General features: G+C 58.4%; 13 protein-coding genes. 7 read left to right on the top strand and 6 right to left on the bottom strand.

Going from position 1 to position 14,670, the window contains the following annotated elements:
* Window positions 1–460: 460 nt before the first annotated feature.
* The 5 genes from mnmE to rpmH form a co-directional block, all read right to left on the bottom strand.
* The gene (gene mnmE, locus J4E58_RS08090; protein ID WP_087087299.1) at window positions 461–1,831 is read right to left on the bottom strand and encodes a tRNA uridine-5-carboxymethylaminomethyl(34) synthesis GTPase MnmE; all 1,371 of its coding nucleotides are present in this window, start codon (window positions 1,829–1,831) and stop codon (window positions 461–463) included.
* A 91-nt stretch (window positions 1,832–1,922) separates the two neighbouring features.
* Window positions 1,923–3,605, bottom strand: coding sequence for a membrane protein insertase YidC (yidC, locus tag J4E58_RS08085; protein ID WP_007924476.1), 1,683 nt, complete (start codon window positions 3,603–3,605; stop codon window positions 1,923–1,925).
* 2 nt (window positions 3,606–3,607) lie between these two features.
* Window positions 3,608–3,853 carry a membrane protein insertion efficiency factor YidD gene (gene yidD / locus J4E58_RS08080; protein ID WP_010465488.1) on the bottom strand — a complete coding sequence of 82 codons (246 nt, stop codon included), beginning with the start codon at window positions 3,851–3,853 and terminating at the stop codon, window positions 3,608–3,610.
* On the bottom strand, window positions 3,846–4,247 hold the full coding sequence (gene rnpA, locus J4E58_RS08075) for a ribonuclease P protein component (RefSeq protein ID WP_009041465.1): 402 nt from the start codon (window positions 4,245–4,247) through the stop codon (window positions 3,846–3,848). Before rnpA ends, yidD begins: the two co-directional genes overlap by 8 nt.
* A gap of 16 nt (window positions 4,248–4,263) precedes the next feature.
* The gene (gene rpmH / locus J4E58_RS08070) at window positions 4,264–4,398 is read right to left on the bottom strand and encodes a 50S ribosomal protein L34 (protein WP_003213577.1); all 135 of its coding nucleotides are present in this window, start codon (window positions 4,396–4,398) and stop codon (window positions 4,264–4,266) included.
* 567 nt (window positions 4,399–4,965) lie between these two features.
* On the opposite strand from rpmH, the gene dnaA reads away from it, so the two are divergent.
* Genes dnaA through gyrB form a run of 4 tightly spaced genes read left to right on the top strand, consistent with a single transcriptional unit; the run spans window position 4,966 to window position 11,174 of the window.
* Window positions 4,966–6,486, top strand: a complete 1,521-nt coding sequence (dnaA, locus tag J4E58_RS08065; protein WP_007924474.1) for a chromosomal replication initiator protein DnaA — start codon at window positions 4,966–4,968, stop codon at window positions 6,484–6,486.
* A gap of 38 nt (window positions 6,487–6,524) precedes the next feature.
* Window positions 6,525–7,628, top strand: a complete 1,104-nt coding sequence (dnaN, locus tag J4E58_RS08060) for a DNA polymerase III subunit beta (protein WP_007924473.1) — start codon at window positions 6,525–6,527, stop codon at window positions 7,626–7,628.
* A 20-nt stretch (window positions 7,629–7,648) separates the two neighbouring features.
* On the top strand, window positions 7,649–8,752 hold the full coding sequence (gene recF, locus J4E58_RS08055; RefSeq protein ID WP_007924472.1) for a DNA replication/repair protein RecF: 1,104 nt from the start codon (window positions 7,649–7,651) through the stop codon (window positions 8,750–8,752).
* A 4-nt stretch (window positions 8,753–8,756) separates the two neighbouring features.
* Window positions 8,757–11,174, top strand: coding sequence for a DNA topoisomerase (ATP-hydrolyzing) subunit B (gene gyrB, locus J4E58_RS08050; RefSeq protein WP_007924471.1), 2,418 nt, complete (start codon window positions 8,757–8,759; stop codon window positions 11,172–11,174).
* Window positions 11,175–11,251: 77 nt separating this feature from the next.
* On the opposite strand, the gene J4E58_RS08045 is transcribed toward gyrB, so the two are convergent.
* Window positions 11,252–11,968, bottom strand: coding sequence for a response regulator transcription factor (locus J4E58_RS08045; RefSeq protein ID WP_087087297.1), 717 nt, complete (start codon window positions 11,966–11,968; stop codon window positions 11,252–11,254).
* 231 nt (window positions 11,969–12,199) lie between these two features.
* Between J4E58_RS08045 and J4E58_RS08040 the strand changes: the two genes are divergently transcribed.
* The 3 genes from J4E58_RS08040 (at window position 12,200) to J4E58_RS08030 (ending at window position 14,663) form a co-directional block, all read left to right on the top strand.
* A complete protein-coding gene (locus J4E58_RS08040) occupies window positions 12,200–12,484 on the top strand; it encodes a hypothetical protein (protein ID WP_087087294.1) in 285 nt (94 codons plus the stop codon).
* Window positions 12,485–12,788: 304 nt separating this feature from the next.
* Window positions 12,789–13,478, top strand: coding sequence for an aquaporin Z (aqpZ, locus tag J4E58_RS08035; RefSeq protein WP_007921032.1), 690 nt, complete (start codon window positions 12,789–12,791; stop codon window positions 13,476–13,478).
* A 198-nt stretch (window positions 13,479–13,676) separates the two neighbouring features.
* Window positions 13,677–14,663: a FecR domain-containing protein gene (locus J4E58_RS08030; RefSeq protein ID WP_053263216.1), complete on the top strand. Its 987-nt coding sequence runs from the start codon at window positions 13,677–13,679 to the stop codon at window positions 14,661–14,663.
* Window positions 14,664–14,670: the final 7 nt, after the last annotated feature.

The raw sequence follows: 14,670 nt of genomic DNA, 5'->3' as shown, positions 1-14,670 counted from the left end.
TCACGGACAATAGAAATTAAAAAGAAAGAAATTTATTAAATCTTTATTTTTATGTTTATTCTTAGGCACCGACCTATCTGTGGATAGATTCATACAGTCCTTTGTTTTCAATGTGTACAGAGATTCAAAAGTCTGTGGTTAGGTAGCAACGAGGCCCTTGGATAACCGGTGTAAGCCTGTGGATTAAAGTGATGCTTATCCACAGAGCGGGTTTTCCTCAGTTTTGACGCCCTGTTATCAACTGAGCCTAAGGGCAGTTATTCACAGGGCTTAATCCACAGAAAAAAGCTCATCCGACCAAACGGCGGCCACAAGAAATCCGCCGGAGCGCCCAATTGCGCCCGACAAACTCGGAAATGATGGATTGCAGAAGCGGTTTGCCCGTGATGCCGGCGGAACACGGTCATGAGCATCACGAGCAACCAAGCCGTCGAACGGCTGCTCCTATAGGGAGATGGGGTTACTTACCGATGCAGAAGCTGGAGAAGATCCGGCCCAGCAGGTCGTCCGAGCTGAAAGCGCCGGTAATTTCTCCCAGGGATTGCTGGGCTTGGCGCAGGTCTTCAGCCAGCAGCTCGCCGGCGCCGGCCAGGGTTAGTTGCAAACGGCCATGTTCAAGTGCGTCGCTGGCGTGGTGCAGGGCTTCCAGGTGACGTCTGCGTGCACTGAAGCTGCTTTCGGAAGTCTGTTCGTAACCCATGCAGGCCTTGAGGTGCTCACGTAGCAGTTCCAGGCCCTCGCCGCCGGCCTTGGCACTGAGGCTGATAGTCACGTGGCCATCGTCGCTGACCTCCAAGGCGATCGCTTCGCTGGTCAGGTCGGCCTTGTTGCGGATCAGCGTGACTTTCGCCGGATCCGGCCGCTGTTCCAGGAACTCTGGCCACAAGGCAAAGGGGTCCAGCGCTTCCGGCGCCGTGGCGTCGACCACCAGCAGTACGCGATCGGCCTCGCCAATGGCCTTGAGAGCACGTTCCACACCGATCTTTTCCACCTGGTCCTCGGTATCGCGCAACCCTGCGGTATCCACAACGTGCAACGGCATACCGTCGATGTGGATATGTTCGCGCAGCACATCCCGGGTGGTGCCGGCGATCTCGGTGACAATCGCCGCTTCGCGTCCGGCCAGGGCATTGAGCAGGCTGGACTTGCCAGCGTTGGGCCGGCCAGCGATGACCACGGTCATGCCGTCACGCAGCAAGGCGCCCTGCCCGGCTTCGCGGACCACGGTGGATAACTCGTCGCGCACCGCATCGAGCATCTGCAGGACATGGCCATCGGCCAGGAAATCGATTTCTTCCTCGGGAAAATCAATGGCCGCCTCGACGTAGATGCGCAGCGCGATCAATTGCTCGGTCAGGTTATGCACACGCTTGGAGAATGCCCCCTGCAAAGAGCGCAAGGCATTGCGCGCGGCCTGTGCGGAACTGGCTTCGATCAGGTCGGCGATGGCTTCGGCCTGGGCCAGGTCGAGCTTGTCGTTGAGGAACGCGCGCTCGCTGAATTCCCCCGGCCGGGCCAGGCGGCATCCCAGCTGCAGGCAACGCTGCAGCAACATATCCAGGACGATCGGGCCGCCGTGCCCCTGAAGTTCCAGCACGTCTTCGCCGGTAAAGGAGTTCGGCCCCGGGAAATACAAGGCGATCCCCTCATCCAGGACCTCGTTCCGATCGCTGAAAAACGGCCCGTAATGGGCGTAACGCGGTTTCAGCTCGCGGCCGCTGATGGCCTTGGCGGCGACATTGGCCAGCGGCCCGGAAATACGCACGATGCCCACACCACCGCGCCCCTGGGCGGTGGCTACGGCTGCGATGGTTTCACGAGGGACATTCATAACCCGCTCCAGACATAAAGAGGCAGACAAAAGTGACAGATAGCAAAACGCCCCACTAGGGGGCGTTTTGAGTGGTTATCCACAGAGTAGGTCAGGCAGCTGCTTTCTTGGTAGCCGCTTCGATCTTACGTGTGATGTACCACTGTTGGGCGATCGACAGGCAGTTGTTCACCACCCAGTACAGCACCAGGCCCGCCGGGAACCACAGGAAGAAGAAGGTGAAAATGATTGGCATCATTTTCATCACCTTGGCCTGCATCGGATCCGGAGGAGTCGGGTTCAGTTGCTGCTGGATGAACATGGTGGCGCCCATGATGATCGGCAGGATGAAGAACGGATCCTTGATCGACAGGTCGGTAATCCACAGCATGAACGGTGCCTGGCGCATTTCCACGCTTTCCAGGAGTACCCAGTACAAGGACAGGAACACCGGCATCTGCACGAGGATTGGCAAGCAACCACCCAGCGGATTGATCTTCTCTTTCTTGTACAGCTCCATCATGGCTTGCGACATTTTCTGCCGGTCGTCGCCATGTTGCTCTTTCAGAGCCGCCAGTTTCGGCGCCACTGCACGCATGCGCGCCATGGATTTGTAGCTGGCCGCCGACAGTGGGAAGAAGATCCCCTTGATCAGCATGGTCAGGAAGATGATCGACCAACCCCAGTTACCCACAATGCTGTGGATATGTTGCAGCAGCCAGAAGATCGGCTGGGCAATGAACCACAGAATGCCGTAGTCGACAGTCAGTTCCAGGCCTGGGGACAACTCTTTCAGCACGGCCTGGCTTTTCGGACCGGCGTACAGAGTGGCAGTGGTTTCAGCCTTGGCACCTGGTGCAACGGTCAGCGCCGGGCCAGTGAAACCGATGATGTAGTTGCCTTGGTTATCCTTGCGGGTCTGCACCACGTTGCTTTCGTTCTTCGCCGGGATCCAGGCGGTCACGAAGTAGTGTTGCAGCCAGGCAACCCAGCCACCTTGCACGGTTTCTTTCAGCGAGCCCTTGTCGATATCTTTCATCGACACTTTTTTGTACGGCTCGGAACTTGTCCACAGGGCGGCGCCCAGGTAAGTCGCGGTACCGGTGGCGGTGCTGGAAGAAGGATCGGAGCTGGCGTCGCGTTTGAGCTGGGCAAACAGGTTGCCAGTCCAGGCCTTGTCGCTGGTGTTGTCGATCAGATAGGTGACTTTCAGATCGTACAGACCGCGGGTAAAGGTGAAACGCTTGATGTAGTTGACGCCGGCGTCGCTGAATTTCAGGTCGACATTCAGCTGGTTCTGGCCGTCAGCCAGTTGATAAGTCTTTTTTTCGGCCGAGTAAACCGGGCGTCCGGCAGGACGGGCATCCGGGCCGTTGGTACCGGTCAGGCCGCTTTGCGCCAGATAAGTACGTTCGCCACCGTTATCGAACAGCTGGAACGGAATTTCCGGATGGTCCTGGCGACGTGGATACAGCGGCAGCTTCAGCTGGGCGATATCACCACCTTGAGGATCGATAGCCAGATCGAGCACATCCGTTTTTACCTGGATGAGGTCTTTGCTTGCCGCTACCGGAGTTTCGGTAGGGGTGCTGGTATCGGTATTCGCGCTGGGTACATCGGCACTGGCGGAAGCATTGTTACCAACAGGCGTATCCGGTAGAGCCGGGGTGGCGGTGTTGGCAGCAACATTCTGAGTCGGCAGGGCAGCCTGGCCATAATCCTGGTTCCACTTAAGAACCATGACGTAGGACACGATTGCCAGGGCGACGATCAGGATCGTGCGTTTAATATCCATGATTACTCGGCCATCGAAGAAGAACGGGAGGTAGGGATAGGTGGAACCGGGTCATAACCACCGGGATTCCACGGATGACAGCGACCTAAACGACGAAAGGTCAGCCAGCCACCGCGCAGAAGGCCATGATTTTCGATGGCTTCATACGCGTAGCAGGAACAGCTGGGGTAGAAACGACAGTGACTGGCCATCAGAGGACTAATGGCATAGCGATAAAACTGGATCGGAACGAGTGCCAGTTTACGCATTCGGGCTGTCTACCCCTACAGTTTCGGGTTTGGCTGCTGGTGCCGGCTTGTTACGGGCCAGACGCTTCCAGAGCTTGTCGAAATGCTGAATCAATTCGGGGTTTTCTACATCGCCCAAACCTTTGCGCGCGACGATAACGATGTCCCAGCCGACCAGAGCATCCTGGTGCAGGCGAAACGATTCGCGCATCAGACGTTTGAGGCGATTGCGCTCAACGGAGAGCTTGACGCTCTTTTTTCCGATAACCAGCCCCAGACGGGGATGATCCAGATCGTTGTTGCGCGCAAGGAGCAGGAGATTTTTCCCCGGAACCTTGCCGGTAGGGGAGTCAAAGACTGCCTTGAAATGCCGGGGGGTAAGCAGACGCTTTTCCCGACTGAAGTCCTGACTCACCTCCAGTGCCGGAGTATCAAACTGCCAGACGCGCACGACCTTTGGCGCGACGACGCGACAGGACGGCACGACCGTTCTTGGTAGCCATGCGAGCACGGAAACCGTGGGTACGAGCGCGTTTGATAGTGCTTGGTTGGAAAGTACGTTTCATTGTCGTGTTACCTGGTTCGTCCACAACGGGCCGGAATGGCCCCCGTTTTAAGAGATCGGCGATTCTAGAGAAAGCAAGCCTCTAGGTCAATTTCCAACCAGCTTTTCCTTTGTCTGGGTATGTCCACATCGAAGACTGAAGAACCCGGTCAGCCAGATATAAAAATAAAGAAGGGAATTATTTAAAGCTTTTCTGTAAAGCTTATAAAGGCTAGGGATGCCTCTATCTGTGGATAACTACATTCAGCCCTTGTAGACCGTGGTGTAGAGAGAATGACAACACTGTCGAGAAACGGTGCTCTGCCTGTGCTGCGCTATCGGAAAAGCTGTGTGTGGAAAGGTGAGTTATCCACAAGCTGGTTATCCACCGATTTTCGCCCCCAGTTGTGCAATGCCCTCAGGTATGGTTATCCACAGAGCTTATGCACATACCATTGGTCGTGTTTTTTCGGGATAAAGCGTTGATTCGTAGTGCCCTGTGATCAACCTACATGTGGATAAGTGTGCGTCTGGTCGCTACAATGGCGGCTTGTTTTTGCCTCACCGGCTTTCAACTTAGGGGATATCCGTGTCAGTGGAACTTTGGCAGCAGTGCGTGGAGCTTCTGCGTGATGAGCTGCCTGCCCAGCAATTCAACACTTGGATCCGTCCGCTACAGGTCGAAGCCGAAGGCGACGAGTTGCGTGTATACGCACCGAATCGTTTTGTTCTCGATTGGGTCAACGAAAAGTACCTGGGCCGTGTGCTCGAGCTGCTGGATGAGCATGGCAATGGCATGGCGCCGGCGCTTTCCTTATTAATAGGCAGCAAACGCAGTTCTGCTCCTCGTGCGGCACCCAATGCTCCGCTGGCCGCCGCGGTTGCCTCTCAGGTTCAGCAGGCAGCCGCTGCCGCCCCAGTCGCTGCGCCTGCTCCGGCCGCACCGACCAAACCGGCGACCCAGAAAGCCGCCGAAGTCAGCGAAGAACCCTCTCGTGACAGCTTCGACCCGATGGCGGGGGCCAGCTCGCAGCAGGCTCCAGTACGCGCCGAACAGCGCACCGTTCAGGTGGAAGGTGCGCTCAAGCACACCAGTTACCTGAACCGCACCTTTACCTTCGAAAACTTTGTGGAAGGCAAGTCCAACCAGCTGGCCCGCGCCGCGGCCTGGCAGGTAGCCGACAACCCCAAGCATGGTTACAACCCGCTCTTCCTTTATGGGGGCGTAGGTTTGGGTAAGACCCACTTGATGCACGCTGTGGGTAACCACTTATTAAAGAAGAACCCGAATGCCAAGGTCGTGTACCTGCATTCCGAGCGCTTCGTGGCGGACATGGTCAAAGCGTTGCAACTCAACGCGATCAACGAATTCAAGCGCTTCTACCGTTCGGTGGATGCGTTGCTGATCGACGATATCCAGTTCTTCGCCCGTAAGGAGCGTTCCCAGGAAGAGTTTTTCCACACCTTCAACGCCCTGCTCGAAGGCGGCCAACAGGTGATTCTCACCAGTGACCGCTATCCGAAGGAGATCGAAGGCCTGGAAGAACGCCTGAAATCTCGCTTCGGCTGGGGCTTGACGGTGGCGGTAGAGCCTCCGGAGCTGGAAACCCGCGTTGCGATCCTGATGAAGAAAGCCGACCAGGCCAAAGTCGAACTGCCTCACGATGCGGCGTTCTTCATTGCCCAGCGGATTCGCTCCAACGTGCGTGAGCTGGAGGGTGCGCTCAAGCGTGTCATCGCCCACTCGCACTTCATGGGGCGCGATATCACCATCGAGTTGATTCGCGAATCGCTGAAAGACTTGCTGGCCCTGCAGGACAAGCTGGTCTCTGTGGATAACATTCAGCGCACTGTCGCCGAATACTACAAGATCAAGATCTCCGATCTGCTGTCCAAGCGTCGCTCGCGTTCTGTCGCGCGCCCGCGCCAGGTAGCCATGGCCTTGTCCAAGGAACTGACCAACCACAGCCTGCCGGAAATCGGCGATGTGTTCGGCGGCCGCGATCACACCACGGTCTTGCACGCATGCCGCAAGATCAATGAACTTAAGGAATCCGACGCGGACATCCGCGAGGACTACAAGAACCTGCTGCGTACTCTGACCACTTGATGACTCCAGCGCAGCTTATTAAGGCAAGGGACTAGACCATGCATTTCACCATTCAACGCGAAGCCCTGTTGAAACCCCTGCAACTGGTCGCCGGCGTCGTCGAACGTCGTCAGACCTTGCCGGTACTTTCCAACGTGCTGTTGGTTGTCGAAGGCCAGCAACTGTCGCTGACCGGTACCGACCTGGAAGTCGAGCTGGTCGGTCGCGTGCAGTTGGAAGAGCCGGCGGAGCCAGGCGAAATCACTGTCCCGGCGCGTAAGCTGATGGACATCTGCAAGAGCCTGCCGAACGATGCGCTGATCGACATCAAGGTCGACGAGCAGAAGCTGGTGGTCAAGGCTGGCCGTAGCCGCTTTACCCTGTCCACCTTGCCGGCCAACGACTTCCCGACCGTGGAAGAAGGCCCGGGCTCGCTGACCTGCCAGCTGGAGCAGAGCAAGCTGCGTCGCCTGATCGAGCGCACCAGCTTCGCCATGGCCCAACAGGACGTGCGTTATTACCTCAACGGCATGTTGCTGGAGGTCTCCGCCGGCATCATCCGCGCCGTGGCCACCGACGGTCACCGCCTGGCCATGTGCTCGATGCAGGCCGATATCGGTCAGCCGGATCGCCACCAGGTGATCGTGCCGCGCAAAGGCATCCTGGAACTGGCCCGCCTGCTCACCGAGCCGGATGGCATCGTCAGCATCGTGCTGGGTCAGCACCATATTCGTGCTACTACCGGCGAGTTCACCTTCACCTCCAAGCTGGTCGACGGCAAGTTCCCGGACTATGAGCGCGTGCTGCCGAAGGGCGGTGACAAGCTGGTACTGGGCGACCGTCAGGCGCTGCGTGAGGCCTTCAGTCGTACCGCGATTCTGTCCAACGAGAAGTACCGCGGTATCCGTCTGCAACTGGCCAACGGTCAGCTGAAAATCCAGGCGAACAACCCGGAGCAGGAAGAGGCGGAAGAAGAAGTAGGCGTGGAATACAACGGCGGTTCGCTGGAGATCGGCTTCAACGTGAGCTACCTGCTCGACGTGTTGGGCGTGATGACCACCGAACAGGTACGCCTGATCCTGTCCGATTCCAACAGCAGTGCGCTGGTGCAGGAATCCGACAACGACGACTCGGCCTACGTTGTCATGCCGATGCGCCTGTAATCATGCTCAGCAGAAGCTAGATGTCCCTCAGTCGCGTCTCGGTCACCGCGGTGCGCAATCTGCACCCGGTGACCTTCTCCCCCTCCCCCCGCATCAATCTCCTCTACGGCGCCAACGGCAGTGGCAAAACCAGCGTGCTGGAAGCCATCCACTTGCTGGGGCTTGCTCGCTCGTTTCGCAGTGCCCGTTTATTGCCGGTGATCCAGTACGAGCAACTCGCTTGTACGGTGTTCGGTCAGGTCGAGCTGGCGGAAGGAGGACACAGCAGCCTGGGGATATCTCGCGACCGGCAGGGCGAATTCCAGATCCGTATCGACGGGCAGAACGCCCGCAGCGCGGCGCAGCTGGCGGAGATCCTACCCCTGCAGTTGATCAACCCGGACAGTTTCCGCCTGCTGGAAGGTGCTCCGAAAATCAGGCGCCAGTTCCTTGATTGGGGCGTGTTCCACGTGGAACCCCGCTTCATGTCAACCTGGCAGCGCTTGCAGAAGGCCCTGCGGCAGCGGAACTCATGGCTGCGGCATGGTACACTTGACGCCGCTTCGCAAGCAGCCTGGGACAGGGAGCTGTGTCAGGCCAGCGCTGAAATTGATGAATACCGCCGCGCTTATATCAAAGCCTTGAAACCAGTCTTTGAGCGGACCTTGAGCGAGCTGGTAGAGCTCGAGGGCTTAACGCTTAGCTATTACCGTGGTTGGGATAAAGAGCGAGAGCTCAGTGCAGTGCTCGCGACATCCCTCCATCGTGATCAGCAAATGGGTCATACCCAGGCCGGCCCCCAACGTGCTGATTTGCGTCTCAGATTGGGCGCACATAACGCTGCGGACATCTTGTCCCGCGGTCAGCAGAAGTTGGTGGTCTGTGCCTTGCGGATCGCCCAGGGGCACCTGGTCAGCCAGGCCCGGCGCGGTCAGTGTATTTATCTGGTGGATGACTTGCCGTCCGAACTGGATGAGCAGCATCGCCGCGCACTTTGTCGCTTGTTGGAAGACTTACGCTGCCAGGTGTTCATCACCTGTGTAGACCACGAATTATTGAGGGAAGGCTGGCAGACGGAAACGCCAGTTGCCCTGTTCCACGTGGAACAGGGCCGTATCACCCAGACCCACGACCATCGGGAGTGAAGGCATGAGCGAAGAAAACACGTACGACTCGAGCAGCATTAAAGTGCTGAAAGGTTTGGATGCCGTACGCAAACGTCCCGGTATGTACATTGGTGACACCGACGATGGCAGCGGTCTGCACCATATGGTGTTCGAGGTGGTCGATAACTCGATCGACGAAGCTCTGGCCGGCCATTGCGACGACATCAGCATCATCATCCACCCGGACGAATCCATTACCGTGCGTGACAACGGTCGCGGCATCCCGGTAGACGTGCATAAAGAAGAAGGCGTTTCTGCAGCCGAGGTCATCATGACTGTGCTGCACGCCGGTGGTAAGTTCGACGATAACTCCTACAAAGTATCCGGCGGTCTGCACGGTGTGGGTGTGTCGGTAGTGAACGCCCTGTCCGAAGAACTGGTCCTGACCGTTCGCCGCAGTGGCAAGATCTGGGAACAGACCTACGTTCACGGTGTGCCTCAGGCACCTATGGCGATCGTCGGTGACAGCGAAACCACCGGTACCCAGATTCACTTCAAGGCTTCCAGCGAGACCTTCAAGAACATCCACTTCAGCTGGGACATCCTGGCCAAGCGGATTCGTGAACTGTCCTTCCTCAACTCCGGTGTCGGTATCGTTCTGAAGGACGAGCGCAGCGGCAAGGAAGAACTGTTCAAGTACGAAGGCGGCTTGCGTGCATTCGTTGAATACCTGAACACCAACAAGACTGCGGTCAACCAGGTGTTCCACTTCAATGTGCAGCGTGAAGACGGCATCGGCGTGGAAATCGCCCTGCAGTGGAACGACAGCTTCAACGAAAACCTGCAGTGTTTTACCAACAACATTCCGCAGCGCGACGGCGGCACCCACCTGGTGGGCTTCCGTTCGGCACTGACGCGTAACCTGAACAACTACATCGAACAGGAAGGCCTGGCGAAGAAGCACAAGGTCGCCACTACCGGTGACGATGCCCGCGAAGGCCTGACCGCGATCATTTCGGTCAAGGTGCCGGATCCGAAGTTCAGCTCCCAGACCAAAGACAAGCTGGTGTCTTCCGAAGTGAAGACCGCGGTCGAACAGGAAATGGGCAAGTACTTCTCCGACTTCCTGCTGGAAAACCCGAACGAAGCCAAGCTGGTGGTCGGCAAGATGCTCGACGCCGCCCGTGCCCGTGAAGCGGCGCGTAAAGCCCGTGAGATGACCCGTCGTAAAGGCGCGCTGGATATCGCCGGCCTGCCGGGCAAACTGGCGGACTGCCAGGAAAAAGACCCTGCTCTTTCCGAACTCTACCTGGTGGAAGGTGACTCTGCTGGCGGCTCCGCCAAGCAGGGACGCAACCGTAAGACCCAGGCGATCCTGCCGCTCAAGGGCAAGATCCTCAACGTCGAGAAAGCGCGCTTCGACAAGATGATTTCCTCGCAAGAGGTCGGCACCTTGATCACTGCACTCGGTTGCGGCATCGGCCGCGAAGAGTACAACATCGACAAGCTGCGTTATCACAACATCATCATCATGACCGACGCCGACGTCGACGGTTCGCACATCCGTACCCTGCTGCTGACCTTCTTCTTCCGTCAGTTGCCGGAGCTGATCGAGCGTGGCTACATCTACATCGCTCAACCGCCGCTGTACAAGGTCAAGAAAGGCAAGCAAGAGCAATACATCAAAGACGACGACGCCATGGAAGAGTACATGACGCAGTCGGCCCTGGAAGATGCGAGCCTGCACCTGAACGAAGAAGCACCGGGTATTTCCGGCGAGGCGCTGGAGCGCCTGGTGAACGACTTCCGCATGGTCATGAAGACCCTCAAGCGTCTGTCGCGGCTGTATCCTCAAGAGCTGACCGAGCACTTCATCTACCTGCCGGCCGTGAGCCTGGAGCAACTCTCCGATCACGCGGCGATGCAGGATTGGCTGGCCCAGTATGAAGTCCGCCTGCGCACCGTCGAGAAGTCCGGCCTGGTCTACAAGGCCAGCCTGCGTGAAGACCGTGAACGTAATGTCTGGCTGCCAGAGGTCGAACTGATCTCCCACGGCCTGTCGAACTACGTCACCTTCAACCGCGATTTCTTCGGCAGCAATGACTACAAGACCGTCGTCACCCTCGGCGCTCAGCTGAGCTCCCTGCTGGACGAAGGCGCTTATATTCAGCGCGGCGAGCGTAAGAAGGCGGTGACCGAGTTCAAGGAAGCCCTGGACTGGCTGATGACCGAAAGCACCAAGCGCCACACCATCCAGCGATACAAAGGTCTGGGTGAGATGAACCCGGATCAGCTGTGGGAAACCACCATGGATCCAAGCGTGCGCCGCATGCTCAAGGTCACCATCGAAGACGCCATCGGCGCCGACCAGATCTTCAACACCCTGATGGGTGATGCGGTCGAGCCTCGTCGTGACTTCATCGAAAGCAACGCCTTGGCGGTATCCAACCTGGACTTCTGATCCGGGTTGCATCGCCGAAATGAAAAAGGCCAACGCTCAGCGTTGGCCTTTTTTATTGCCCGGTTAAAAGGGGCGCCCTACTCGGCCGCTGAAACACTTTCCAACCGATAGCCATAACCATAGATGGTCAGCAACTGCCAGCCACGATCCGTGGTCAACCCCAGCTTGTTGCGCAAGCGGTAGATATGAGTGTCCAGGGGACGGGAGGAGACGATTTCCTCGTGGGTCCAGAAACGTTCGTAGAGGTATTCCCGGGATAACGGCCGACCCAGGTTGGCGAACAGGCAGCGGGCCAGGCGGTACTCGCGTTCGGTGAGGCTGATCGGGTTGCCGGCACGGGTCACGGTCAGCTCGGCGTCATCGAAGGCCAGGTCGTTGAAGGTTTGCACCTCGACGGCTGCCGATCGCTGCAAGCCGTGACGCCGCAGGACGGCGGTTACCCGTGCCTTGAGTTCGTTGGGGCGGAAAGGTTTGCTCACATAGTCGTCGGCACCGGTGTTCAGGGCCTGGACGATATCGCTCTCGGCATCGCGGCTGGTGAGCATGATGGCCGCCGGTGGCGCCTCCATGTGTTCACGGGTCCAGCGCAGCAACGACAGTCCGCTGAGGTCCGGCAGCTGCCAGTCGAGAATCAGCAGGTCGAAGGTTTCGCGCCGCAGCTGCCGCAGCAGATCCTCGCCACGCTCGAAGCTGTGCAGCGTCCATGGCTGTTCCCCGGGGCCGGGGATCTGTCGCAGTGTCTGTTCCACCCGCGCCAGTTCGGCGGGCTCGTCATCCAGTATTGCGACACGCATGCGGGGCAGTTCCTTTTATCGCGAGAGAATGCTGATGGCTTTATTTGAGGCCTTACCTGGCGCTGAGTTTAGGCTGATCAGACGAATCTGAACAATTGTGGCGAATTGCTCTGGTTCATACCTTTGCTCGGTACGCTGATGTCATATAGCCGGTAGCCGACAGGAGCACTGTCCATCCGGCCTGTATTCATTGCAGAACGATACCGGCTCGAACGTGCAAGGAAAAGGACTATGGGGAACATCCTGGGGAAGGGGCGGTTGCTCTACGCAGGCATTGCGCGGGCAGCGGACCTGGCTCGATTTATCACACTGATGCTCGCGGCTTGCCTGAGCCTGGGTTCGACCGCGGAGCAGCCTACGCTGCCGTCTTCGGACTATGCCTTGCCGGTGCAGCGCTATTTCAGCCCATCCGTAACCACTATCGGGTTCAGCGATTCCCAGGGATTCGCCCCGATCAGCGCGCCACAGATGACCCAGCCTATGGTCTATCAGGAGCAGCAGCGTTGGGTGTTCTAGATCAGACAATTCTGAACAAATATTGCAAACCGGCCCGGCCTCCACACCATGCCGGTAAATTCGTAGTCGCTGAGTGGCACACAGGGGCATTCGGAAGTGCTCCGACACAGGGAGTGTCAACCGCCGGATTGGCGGGCGTCAGACCGAGGCTTGGCCTCGATTTGCAGTACAGGGGAATACAGGGAGTGCCTCCTCAGGACGTAATGCTTCGACACAGGGATGTGTCATCCCTCCTCTCCCGCGCGGCCCCACGGCGCCGCCAGCCAACAAACAACTCCTCATTTTTTATCTGTGAAGGCCTCTGATGAAGACATTCGGCGCTGAGTTTTTCGGTACGTTCTGGTTGGTCCTGGGCGGGTGCGGGAGCGCCGTGCTGGCGGCCGGCGTTCCGCAGTTCGGGATCGGTTATCTGGGGGTAGCCCTGGCCTTTGGCCTGAGCGTCCTGACCATGGCTTACGCATTGGGTCCGATTTCCGGGGCTCACCTCAACCCCGCGGTCTCGGTTGGCCTGTGGTTGAGTGGGCGTTTCCCGGGTAGCCGGCTGCTGCCTTATATTGTCGCCCAGGTTCTCGGCGGACTCGCCGCGGGTGGCGTGCTGTTCCTGATCGCTTCCGGCAAGGTCGGTTTCGACGCGTCGGCGGGCTTCGCGGCCAATGGCTATGGTGAGCACTCGCCTGGTGGCTACTCGATGTTTGCTGCGCTGTTGACCGAAGTTGTGCTCACGGCGATGTTCCTCCTGATCATCCTGGGTGCCACCGCCAAGCGTGCTCCAGCCGGTTTTGCGCCGATTGCCATTGGCCTGACGCTGACCCTGATCCACCTGATCAGCATTCCGGTCACCAATACCTCGGTCAACCCGGCTCGCAGCACCGCGGTAGCTTTCTTCGCCGGTGAGTGGGCAGTGTCCCAGCTGTGGCTGTTCTGGGTAGCACCTCTGTTGGGCGCAGGGCTGGGAGCCCTGGCCTATCGGTTGATCTCCATCGAGCGGGACTGACCTGTGCGGCCGGATGCGCCGATTCGCATCCGGCCGGCATGGAGCCAAACAGCGCAGCCGCTCTCCAGCGGTTGTGCTGTTTGTCCCGTAAGGGAATGACCCTGGCCGGCCTTGGTTCGAGAGGTATGGTCAGAACGCTAACAATGCAGTTCTAATGGCACGGACTTCAGAAGAGCGCGACTACGGACCTATGAACCCATGACCTCCTTGCACATCCGCCACCGGGCCATGCTCGTGTCGTTTCTTCTCGGTAGCGCACTGGCCTTTTCCACGGTGCAGGCTGCCGTTGCAGCACCCAAGCGCCCTCCCTATATCGATGAAAACCAGCAATGCCGTGGCCAGCCGTTGCCGGCGACGGTCGAGCACCTCACGGGCGAAGCCTGGAAGCTGGATGCCAAGGGCAACCAGGTGCCCCTGGAAGAAGGCATGAGCGTCGATGAACTCGAAGGGGTGAAGACCTCGCCTTCGGCATTCGTCAGCCTGTCCCTGGGCGATGGTTCGCTGGTGGTACTGCCCTCCAGTTCCCAGATCACCCTGCACCTGAACGAAGAACATGCGATCCCCCAGGTCGCGCTCGAGCAGGGGCAGATCGAATCCTATGTCATCAAGCGCCCGAGCGATTACGACCGTTTCCAGATCGTCACGCCGATCGGCGTGCTGGGTGTACGCGGCACGCACTTCCGGGTGCGTAACGACGATCAGCTGTCGCTGGTGGAAGTGCTCAACGGCCAGGTAGCGGTCAACCGCGAAGACGACGAAGCGCCGAAAAAGACCAAGGGCAAGAAACGCCCTGTGGATAAACCGGTCGGACCGGTTCCCGGTGAAGTCCAGGTCATGGCTCGCCAAGGTTTGCGCATCCAGAAAGAAGGCCCGTTGAAGCCGGTCGATCTGTTGCCCGCACCGCAGCTGATGGGCCAGGCGGGCCAGACGGGCGATCTGCCGGTCTGGCAGCTGATCATGAAGCCCTTGCCGGGCGCCAAGCGTTACCGGGCCCAGGTGGCGACCGACAAAAGTTTCCTCAATATCAAGCAGGAACAGTTCTCCAGCACGCCGGAAGTCAACTTCAGCGGCCTGGAAGCGTTTTTTTATCATGTCCGCCTTTCTGCTTTCGATGAGCACGGACTCGAAGGAGAGACGGGCGTCTATGACATCTTCTATTACCCCAGGACCACGCGTGTTCAGTAAGTGCGCG

Origin of the sequence: Pseudomonas sp. FW305-25 (assembly GCF_017351415.1) — a bacterium.
In the GTDB taxonomy this organism is placed as follows: Bacteria; Pseudomonadota; Gammaproteobacteria; order Pseudomonadales; family Pseudomonadaceae; genus Aquipseudomonas; species Aquipseudomonas chlororaphis.
This window is presented reverse-complemented; position numbering and strand designations above follow the sequence as displayed.